Origin of the sequence: Stieleria bergensis (assembly GCA_007745635.1) — a bacterium.
Taxonomy (GTDB): Bacteria; Planctomycetota; Planctomycetia; order Pirellulales; family Pirellulaceae; genus Stieleria; species Stieleria bergensis.
In genome coordinates this window covers 4,844,115-4,854,165 of record CP036272.1, presented here as the reverse complement: position 1 = coordinate 4,854,165, position 10,051 = coordinate 4,844,115, and the positions used below count along the sequence as shown (strand labels likewise).

5 protein-coding genes are annotated in these 10,051 nt (G+C 53.8%); 2 read left to right on the top strand and 3 right to left on the bottom strand.

What is annotated here, in order from left to right; all coding sequences use genetic code 11:
- The first annotated feature begins 146 nt into the window (after nt 1-146).
- Nucleotides 147-1,730 (top strand): arylsulfatase, encoded by a 1,584-nt coding sequence (locus tag SV7mr_RS17150; protein ID WP_419187521.1) that lies wholly within the window; start codon nt 147-149, stop codon nt 1,728-1,730.
- A gap of 189 nt (nt 1,731-1,919) precedes the next feature.
- On the opposite strand, the gene SV7mr_RS17145 is transcribed toward SV7mr_RS17150, so the two are convergent.
- Nucleotides 1,920-3,419, bottom strand: a complete 1,500-nt coding sequence (locus SV7mr_RS17145) for a DUF1501 domain-containing protein (RefSeq protein WP_145274896.1) — start codon at nt 3,417-3,419, stop codon at nt 1,920-1,922.
- Nucleotides 3,420-3,435: 16 nt separating this feature from the next.
- The gene (locus tag SV7mr_RS17140) at nt 3,436-6,342 is read right to left on the bottom strand and encodes a PSD1 and planctomycete cytochrome C domain-containing protein (protein WP_419187520.1); all 2,907 of its coding nucleotides are present in this window, start codon (nt 6,340-6,342) and stop codon (nt 3,436-3,438) included.
- 891 nt (nt 6,343-7,233) lie between these two features.
- Here SV7mr_RS17140 and SV7mr_RS17135 point away from each other — a divergent pair.
- On the top strand, nt 7,234-7,854 hold the full coding sequence (locus tag SV7mr_RS17135) for a LuxR C-terminal-related transcriptional regulator (RefSeq protein ID WP_145274890.1): 621 nt from the start codon (nt 7,234-7,236) through the stop codon (nt 7,852-7,854).
- Between the two features lie 265 nt (nt 7,855-8,119).
- On the opposite strand, the gene SV7mr_RS17130 is transcribed toward SV7mr_RS17135, so the two are convergent.
- Nucleotides 8,120-9,562, bottom strand: a complete 1,443-nt coding sequence (locus tag SV7mr_RS17130; RefSeq protein WP_145274887.1) for a sulfatase family protein — start codon at nt 9,560-9,562, stop codon at nt 8,120-8,122.
- Nucleotides 9,563-10,051 lie beyond the last annotated feature (489 nt).

Below are 10,051 nucleotides of genomic sequence, written 5' to 3'. Positions count from 1 at the left end.
TGAACGAAGGTTCTGTCGGACCGTTTCAGTCCTCATGTCCGTCAAATCATCGCTGATAATTGTGGGGTTGAACCTCGGGCCTGTGGACCAGGAGGTATGATGCAGGAACTACATCGCTTTCCGTTAATGATTTTGAGGTTCTAAGAATGAAAAGTTTTTCTTCGTCGACGATGAGGTTGACGCTCTTGCTGGCGGCCTTCGTTAGCGTAATCCCAGCGATAATGAGCCGTTGTGTCGCCGCGGATAAGCCCAACATCGTTGTGATTTGGGGCGACGACATCGGGGTGCACAACGTCAGCGCCTACAACCATGGCATCATGGGGTATCACACGCCGAATATCGATCGCATTGCCAAGCAAGGCGCACTTTTTACCGACGCCTACGCGCAGCAGAGTTGCACTGCGGGTCGAGCGTCATTCATTTTAGGTCAGCACCCCTTCCGCACCGGATTGTTGACCATTGGGATGCCCGGTAGCGACCACGGCATTCCAGATTGGACCCCAACCATCGCTGACCTGTTGAAAGATCATGGTTATGCCACCGGACAGTTCGGCAAGAATCACCTCGGTGACCAAGACAAGCATTTACCCACCGCGCACGGTTTTGACGAATTCTATGGCAACCTGTACCACCTCAACGCGGAAGAGGAGCCAGAGACTTACTACTACCCCAAAGATCCAGCGTTTCGGAAGAAGTATGGCCCACGGGGCGTGATCCATAGTTTCGCTGACGGTGACATCGAAGACACGGGACCGTTGACGCGAAAACGCATGGAAACGGTTGACGGCGAGATCCACAAAGCGGCAATGGATTTTGTTGATCGCAACCACGCTGCGAAGAAGCCATTTTTCCTGTGGTACAACAGCACGCGAATGCACGTCTGGACACGACTGAAAAAGGAGTCCCAGGGGCGCACCGGCATTGGTCTTTATCCGGACGGCATGGTCGAGCATGATGACTACGTGGGTGAAGTGCTCGAAAAGCTAGACGAGCTCGGCATTGCTGATAACACCATCGTCATTTACAGCACCGATAACGGAGCCGAAACCTTTTCCTGGCCCGATGGGGGAATCACACCGTTTCATGGCGAAAAGGGAACGACCTGGGAAGGCGGTTTCCGAGTCCCCTTGGCTGTGCGTTGGCCAGGTGTGATTAAGCCCGGAACGACTTACAACAATATCATTTCCCAAGAAGACTGGATGCCAACTTTGTTGGCCGCTGCGGGCGATGACAAGATCGTTGATAAGCTGAAAGAAGGAATGACTGCGAACAAGAAGAAGTTCAAGGTCCATCCCGATGGCTATAACTTCCTACCGTTCTTCAAAGGCGAGGTCAAAGAGAGCCCGCGGAAGGAAATCTACTACTTCGGTCAAGGTGGAGAGCTCAACGCGATTCGAGTGCAAAACTGGAAAATCCACTTCGCCACCATCCAAGGCAACATCGCCAACGGCGTACGAGAAACTCCCGGCTGGCCGTTGATCATTAACCTGCGTGCTGATCCGTACGAGAAGATGTGGAAGGAAGGCGAGCTCGGTTACTTTCGTTGGTACGCTGACAACTTGTGGACCTTCGTGCCGGCTCAGGAATACATTCAGGGCTTCCTAAAGACGATCCCTGATTATCCGTTCCAATCTGGAGCCAGCCTCAACGCAGCCGGTATCAACTACCAGTCACTGAAAGCCGCTGAGGTGCTCAAAAAGCTGGAGACGTTACGTTATCCTGTGAATTAGTCCCCGTCGTTTGATCACGAGCTTGCCTGCGGCGAAGGAGAGCCGCTGGGGAATCTCAGACGCTGAGCGTGATCAAGCGGCAGAGCATCTAGTTGACGATCTGATGAGCGAGAGTGAACGTGCGTTTGCTCTCGCTTTCTTTGTTTCGATCGCGTCCACTACGACATTCTCGCCTCGCATTGGCGATCTCTAAGCGAGGATTTCTTTCAGCACACGGCCTTCTTCTGTCGGGCCAATTAAGCGTTGCTGTAGTCCTTGATAGGGGAAGCTGAACTTGTGTGGATCGATCCCGATCTGATGCAAGATGGTGGCCTGTAAGTCGCGCACGCTGACCGGGTTTTCAGCGATGTAATAACCGATGTCATCGGTTTGCCCGTAGGCGCCACCGCGAATGCCGCCACCGGCCATCCACATGGTGAAGGCATGTGGGTGATGATCACGACCGACAAATCCTTTTTTCAGGTCCTTGTTGACGTTGTTTTGCATCATCGGTGTGCGGCCAAACTCGCCGCCCCAAACGATTAGCGTTTCGTCAAACAGCCCGCGTTGCTTGAGGTCGGTGATCAGGCCCGCGATGGCACGCTCGGTTTGTTGACACTTGATGGGCAGAGTTTCGTCAATTGACTCGCCAGGTGATGAACCATGATGATCCCAGCCCCAGTCGTAAAGTTGGACAAAGCGGACGCCGTTTTCAACCAAGCGTCTGGCAAGCAGGCAGTTGTTGGCAAACGTGGGATCGTTGCCTTTGTAAAGCCGCCGGGGATCGGCGGCTGATTCTGCTTCGGAAACATACCCTGGCTGGGCACCATAAAGCTCGAGTGTTTCCTTGGATTCTTTGCCGATGTCCATGACTTCGGGGACGAACATTTGCATGCGAAAGGAAAGTTCATACTGTGCGATCCGAGTCAGTGTTTCCGGATCGCCGATGTGCTGATGCTGATAGCGGTTGAGGTCGGCAATCGCATCAATGGTCTTTCGCCGGCCTGCTCGGGACATGCCGTCTGGATTGGAAAGAAACAAGATGGGATCGCCGCCATCGGTGCGGCACTGCACGCCTTGATAAACGGTTGGCAGAAATCCGCTGCCCCACAGTGATTTCCCTGCACTGGGCGTTTTGCCACCAGAGGACAAGACCACGAAACCCGGCAAGTTTTCGTTCTCGCTGCCCAACCCGTACGTCACCCAGGAACCCATCGCTGGATAGCCCAGCAGTGAGTTTCCGGTGTGCATGAAGAGCTGCGCCGGCGAATGGTTGAACTGTTCGGTATGAACGGTACGAATCACGCACAGGTCGTCGATCACTTTGGAAAGGTTGGGCAAGTGATTGCTGACCCATTGGCCACTTTCGCCGTGCTGTTTGAATTGAGCCTGTGAGCCAAGCATTTTTGGCACGCCGCGGATGAACGCAAAGCGTTTGCCTTCCAAGTATTCTTTGGGGCACTCCGTGTTATGCAGCCGTGACAACGTTGGCTTGTGGTCGAACAATTCCAGTTGCGATGGCGAGCCCGCCATGTGCAAATAAATGATGTTCTTTGCCTTGGCTGGAATTTGCCAATTGGGTTTGGCGGCCTGGCTTTCCTGATTCAGGAGTGAGCTCAACGCGATTGCACCTAGCCCCAGGCCCGCCTGGGCAAAGAATTGTCGACGCGTGTCCGCTTGCGCTCGTTGTAGTTTCTGGGAAAGATTCATCGTTCTGGGCGACGGTTTAGGGTTTGGTCAGTGTTTCGTCTAAGTTCAAAAGCACGTTGGCAACAGCGACCAAACGTGGATCGCCGTCTTCTAACCCGGCGGACTTGAGGAAGCGTTTCGCTTGCTCGGGCTGGTCCTTGTAGAGGTCTGCGAACTGCTCGTAAACCATCAGCAAGCGATCGAGTTCGATCGCTTGCGCTGGTCGGATAAGGACTCGTGAGAACCCGTGGGCGATTTGCTCGCGGGGCGTCTCACCAGCGGCTTGCATGTGTTTGGCTAAGGCACCGGCGGCTTCCAGATACACCGTGTCGTTCAATGTCACCAAGGCTTGCAGCGGAGTGTTGGTGCGAATGCGACGAATCTGGCAAACCTCGCCGCTGCCGGCATCAAAGGTCAGCATGGCTGGGTAGGGACTGGTCCGTTTTTTGTAAGTGTACAGGCCGCGGCGATAGCGATTGTCGTCGGTCGCATTGCGCCATTGCTCACCACTGTACGTGGACTTCCAAACCCCATCGGGCTGCGGGGGCATGACCGAGGGACCGCCCAGTCGTTCAGTCAAGAGGCCAGAAACCGCCAAGGCTTGGTCACGAACCTCTTCGGCAGACAAACGGAATCGCGGGCCGCGTGAGTACAGTCGGTTGCGTGGATCAGCCGCAATCTTCGCAGCGCTGGTGACAGCGCTCTGGCGATAGGTGTCCGAAAGCACAATGGTCTTCAGCAACTGCTTCTGCGACCAACCGTTGTCCCGAAATTCAACTGCCAGCCAGTCCAAGAGTTTCGGGTGTGATGGAAGAGTGCCTTGCGTGCCAAAGTCTTCTTCCGTTTCAACCAAGCCGATTCCAAAGAGTTGTGCCCACACGCGGTTGACGGCAACGCGAGCTGTTAACGGGTTCTTTGGCGACACCAGCCACTGGGCCACACCAAGCCGGTTCTGTGGAGCTTCCGCCGGCAGGGTGCCAAACGCCGATGGAATCGCTCCGGAAACGACATCGCCCCGATCAAGAAAGTTACCGCGCACATGGATTTTGGTTTCTCGACGCCGTGTCTCTGGGAGCTCTCGCATGATCGGCGTTTTGGGAATCGATTGATTCAATGCCGTTATCTGTTTTCTTGTGCTTTCAATCCGTTGGTGCAACTTGATCGTCGGTTCATACACGGTGCGCTGGAACAGACGCTTCAGATTCGCCTGTGGATGGATCTCCGCCAGCAGCCAGTCCGAAGCATAGGAGCTGACTGACACCTTAAAGTCGCGAAGAACCAATCCAATGCCATATTGCTGAACGATCTTCAGTCGTAGCTGCGAGCCCGCTGTGGGTTTGATCGCTTTTTCAAAATCAAAGATCGCAGCGTGTGGCTTGGCTGCATTGGGAGAGAACGCCCAGCCCGTTTTGGGGTCTCCATCGATCGCTTTGGGCACTTCCCAGTTCCGCTGCGAAAAGTCAGCTCGCGGACGCACAAGTTTTAGTCGCTGCGATTGTCCGTCTGGCGTGATCAGCTCGGCTTGTAGTTCATTGATCACGACGTTTGGGTCTTGCCACTTTGTGCTCTTGGGCTTGGGAAGCGTCTCCAGGCGTAACGCGGTCACTTCTTGATCGGCAGGCAGCGCGAGCGTCAGGGACCAGGTGTCTTTCTCGGGCAGTTCCTGCTGAACATGCAGCACGCCTTCGGCGTCTTGCTCAAGAGTCAACTGCTGCTCGGATTCAAGCTGCGGCCCCTTTAAAGCCACCCACAACGGTTGGTCGTCAAATTGCTTTTTCCATGATTGCCAAGCCTCAGTGTATCCCTCTGGAAGACGCTGAAGCTCTGCCTGAAGGGTTTGCAGTTCCGTTTCAAGCGACTGTTGTTGCTGTTGCTGCTGTTTGGTTGGTGTGGGAACAATCGGCTGTTGGCGGTCAGCGTCTTCGGTCTGATTGAAGAACGCGTACAGCCGATAGTAATCCTGTTGGCTAATCGGGTCGTATTTATGAGAGTGGCATTTCGCACAGCCCATGGTTAGTCCCATCCAAACCTGGATGGTTGTGTCCACTCGATCTTTTACCGCTGCTACTCGAAACTCTTCATCGTCCGTGCCACCTTCGTCGTTTTCCATCGTGTTTCGATGAAAGGCGGTTGCCAAGATTTGATCAGGCGTTGGATCAGCCAGCAGATCACCGGCAAGCTGCTCAATCGTGAACTGGTCAAACGGCATGTCCTGATTTAAGGCATCGATTACCCAATCTCGGTAACGCCAAATGATGCGCGGCCGATCCTTTTCATAACCCTTGGTATCAGCATAGCGCGCTAAGTCCAACCAGGGACGTGCCCAGTGTTCACCGTAGGCATCGGAGGCTAAGAGTTCATCGACAAGCCTCTCGTATGCTTTTTCAGAGTCGTCGGCGAGATAAGCTTGGATCTGCTTTTCCGTCGGCGGCAGCCCGGTGAGGTCCAGCGACACACGGCGCAATTGAGTGATGCGATCGGCAGGTTCGTTTGCAGTCAGCCCAGCAGCCTTCAACCGTTCATTGACGAACCAATCAATCGCATGAGGCGATTGATTCGCGCCGGCTTGGCTGGTTGATGGGCGCCGAGACGGATGGAACGCCCAGTGCTGCTGGTAGCCAGCCCCTTCGCGAATCCAGCGCCGCAAAATCTCGATCTCTTGTGTGGTGAGTGCGTCCCCCGAGTCCGCAGGTGGCATGATGCTGTCTGCATCGTCGGTTACAACGCGTGCGATCAGTTCACTTTGCTCCGGAGCGCCCGGCATAATGGCCCCGGCGTCGATCGCTGCAGCTCGGTCGTCGAGTTGCAAATCCCCTTCACGCGCTTGTTCATCAAAGCCGTGGCAGGCAAAGCAATGCTTGGCCAGAATCGGACGCACGTGCTGATTAAAGGAAATCTTTTCCTCACCCTGAGCAACCACAAGCCAGCCTGTCAAAGCAAGCATCGTGAGAGCGATCATCGCCTCTCGGCAACGCAACGGATGTTCACCGCGAGAGCGAATGCATAGCAAGCGAACGCAGAGAGACCGAAAGCTCAGAACTCGAAGGCACATAGAAAAGTGGTCGACGGGGGAAGGAAACAGGCGATCCAGGAAACAATGCATATTATGTTTGCCAGCGATGCAGATTGATAGAGTAACGCGGCAGGGTTTTCTAGAGGGAAGCGACCAGCAAAGGACCGCGTTTTGGGCTCTAGAATCGTCCAATGGCCGACTCCGACAAGTCGTGAAACACGCGCAGCCAGTCCGCCGGTCGTGCCGCTGAAGCACTGATCAAGAATTTTTTCACGAAGCTCGCCAAGGTGATCGGTTGAATCATGGGGACCGACTGACGCAATCGGCGAAGCTCCCCATCAAGCGACAGGGGCGAGGCAACGCGAAAGCTTGTGCAATGAAGGTGTCTCTCATGGCCTGGAAATTTCCGTGGTTCTGTTTTTTTGCTCGCAAAAAAGACGCCTTGGAATCTGGGTCAGGAACTGGCTTTGAAATCGGGGGCAGAGGGATCAAGGGGGCCGGTGTCAGACACGCCGGTGCGAGATGACGCTGCGTACTTTGCGCAGAAAGTTAGAAACACCTGAGTTTTTTTCGCAGATTGGTGTTTCACAGGATGCGGCACATTTGTTAATTTTGACTTCGCCAGGGAGGGGCGGGCTGCTACTTTCTGGTGGGTTTTGATTGAGGTTGATCTTCAAGGCCAGATTGGTTTCTTACTGTTTTCCTTTTAGAGAACCTCAAGACGACAACAAAAAACGCTTGGCGAGAGTTAAGGGCAAATTGCTTTCGCTGACGCGTCTACTTATTACTTCGGTTACCTGCAACGATCAAAAGGGGCATCTTATGATCCAAGCAAGTCCTGTGGCTGAATCGGTCTATGCGATTCAGCCATTCATGGTAGTGCTGCGCTCGTCGCGACTGTCTGTTCAATCTCTCCCTGATGCGCTGTCATTTCAGACGGCGGAAGTCAGTGACTGGGGCGGTGTGTTTCACAAGCTAAGCACATTTCGCCCGGGCTGTGTTCTCGTGGACTTCGATGAAGGACGCGAGCATCTCTTGTCAGCGGTGCGAGAGTTTGCTGACCAAGGGATCCGATTTTCCATCATTGGTGTGACAGTGGATCGTTCACGTCGCACCCTGCATCAAGCGATGCGCCATGGGATCTTGGATTTGGTTTCACGTCCACTGGACGCTCGGGCTCTCGGTGACGCAGTCAATGAAGCGTTTCACTATGATTCGCACGGCGACGATTCATTGTGTGAAATGCGTAGCTGTTTTGCAAAGTTGACTCCCAAAGAGCGTGAAATGCTACCGCACCTTCTGCTCGGTGTGCCGTCACGACGCTTGGCCAGCCAGTTCTTGGTCACCTATCAGACCATTGATCGGCACCGCAAGCGAGTCATTGAAAAGATGAAGGTCGACAACATGACCGAACTGGCAATGAAGCTGTACCGTAGCTATTGAAGCAACGTAGAGTGCGTGCTTGCACGCACAAAAAACCGTAGGTTGCTGTGCTTGCACGCACCAAAAAACGTAGGTTGCTGTGCTTGCACGCACCAAAAAACGTAGGTTGCTGTGCTTGCACGCACCAAAAAACGTAGGTTGCTGTGCTTGCACGCACCAAAAACCGTAGGTTGCTGTGCTTGCACGCACCAAAAAACGTAGAGTGCGTGCTTGCACGCACCAAAAAGCAGTGCGGTTGATTGGAGCTTCTGCTCGCGCCAACTGGTTACTTCTTTTTCTTTTTGCCGCTGATCAATTTCTTTTCGGTGGCGATCGGATCGCTGTCACCCACTTCCTCTAGGTGCTTGATCAGCGCGGCTTTCAGTCGAGCCAGTGTCTCGGCGTGTTTGGGATCTTGGGCCAAATTCGTTTCTTCCAGCGGGTCTGCCTGGCGATCATAGAGTGCAAACTCTGGATGATGGAACAGTCGGTTAACTAAAAAGGCAGCTCTGTCGTTCTCAGCGGTTTGCTTTGCCCAAGACGCTGCGACGTTCGTATTGCCAGAATCCTTGGTCTCGACATTGGTGTTCTGCAGAACGTTCAATGCGCCGGTAAGCGTGACATTGGAGGTCAGGCTTTCGTGATTAGGGCAGTAGATCAGCGTGTAGCGCTGGTCACGAATCGAGCGAATGGGATAGATCCGGTCGCGATTGTCCAGAATGTTGCAGTTGGTAAAGGCACCGGTGACATATTGATTGATTGCTCGCTGGCTGCCTTCGAGGACTGAGACAAAACTTTTGCCATCGCAACGCGGGGCCTGCAATTTGCCGCCAGCCAATTCCACGAATGTTGGCGCTACATCGCTTAGCGAAATCAATTGCTTGGCCACGCTGCCTGCTTTCACTTTTTGTGGATAGCGAACAATTAAGCCGATGTGCAAGCCATTGTCGTAACAGGTCCATTTGGCAAATGGAAATTGAATCCCCTGTTCACTGCAAACGACAAAAACCGTGTTGTCAAGCAAGCCTTGCTGTTCGAGATAGTCGCGAGTTCGACCGACCAAGGCATCGAAGTTCGTGACTTCAGCGTAATACTTGCTCAGTCCATTGCGAAGCTGCGGTGTATCAAGCCAGTACGGAGCGACGGTAAGTTTTTCTGGTGGGTACTGCGATGCGTCACCCGCGGTGTGCGGTGCATGCCCGTCATGTGAGGCAACGAATAGGCAGAACGGATTCTTTTCGGAGGTGCTGGAGTCAACAAATGATTTGAACGCGTTGAAATAAGTGTCGTTGTCCTTTGCTTTGTTATTGATGTACTCAAACGGATACGCTTGCGGCGGACCGACGTGAGTCTTGCCCAGTAGGCCGACGCGATAGCCCAGCGGTTTCAAATAGTGCGGCAGGCTCTTTGTATTGGGCGTTGATTTGGAGTGGTTAGCCAGTGTGCCTGTACGCCACGGAGAACGGCCGCTGTAAAGTTCTTGTCGAAACGGAGCGCACATGGCGACGCTGCAGTAAGCGCCGTCAAATCGCATGCCTTCTTTTGCAAGCTGATCAATATTCGGAGTCTTGCAATCCGGGTTGCCGTACACACCCCAGCTATCGCGGTTCACATCATCCGAGAAGATAAACACAAAGTTTGGTGGCTTTGAGTTGTTGTTTTCTGCGGCAGGCAGAGTGGAGCTGGCAAGCAGAAAGCAAAGTGCGACAGCGGAAAGCAATCGAGTCATAGATTCGCCGGGGAGAGAGGGGAAGATAAGCCTGGGTCACCATTGTAGAGTCAGCAGGCCGTGACTGCACGAGGCCCGTCAATCTGCTCCTGGAGGAAAAGTTTTCACGACGAGCGATCATCCGCCAGGTCGAGATCAGAGGTTTTGGCGTTCGCCGCGGTTTTTTCAGCAACAACCTCCCGCTTGCGGGAGAGTTCAGTCAACGAATTTTCCGAACAACAACCCCCTCGCGTTTGCGGGAAGGTTCTGTTGTGGCTGCTTGTGGTCGGCGTTGCCAACCACTTTACCCTCACCTCGCTTAGGCTCGACTCTCCCGCAAGCGGGAGAGTTCAGTCAACGAATGGTCAACGGTTCTCCGATCAACAACAGCCTCCCGCTTGCGGGAGCGGCTGTGTTAGATGTCAAGCGTTTTGTGGATTTTCCCATGCTGTATTTGTTTTGACCATTGTGTTGAGTGTGATGAGGATTTTGCGCATGCATGCGGTAATA

What these genes read in the sequence shown, in the direction of transcription:
- SV7mr_RS17135 (WP_145274890.1), top strand. Translation starts at nt 7,234, where the DNA reads ATGATCCAAGCAAGTCCTGTGGCTGAATCGGTCTATGCGATTCAGCCA.
- SV7mr_RS17150 (WP_419187521.1), top strand. Translation starts at nt 147, where the DNA reads ATGAAAAGTTTTTCTTCGTCGACGATGAGGTTGACGCTCTTGCTGGCG.
- SV7mr_RS17140 (WP_419187520.1), bottom strand. Translation starts at nt 6,342, where the DNA reads ATGCTTGCTTTGACAGGCTGGCTTGTGGTTGCTCAGGGTGAGGAAAAG.
- SV7mr_RS17130 (WP_145274887.1), bottom strand. Translation starts at nt 9,562, where the DNA reads ATGACTCGATTGCTTTCCGCTGTCGCACTTTGCTTTCTGCTTGCCAGC.
- SV7mr_RS17145 (WP_145274896.1), bottom strand. Translation starts at nt 3,419, where the DNA reads ATGAATCTTTCCCAGAAACTACAACGAGCGCAAGCGGACACGCGTCGA.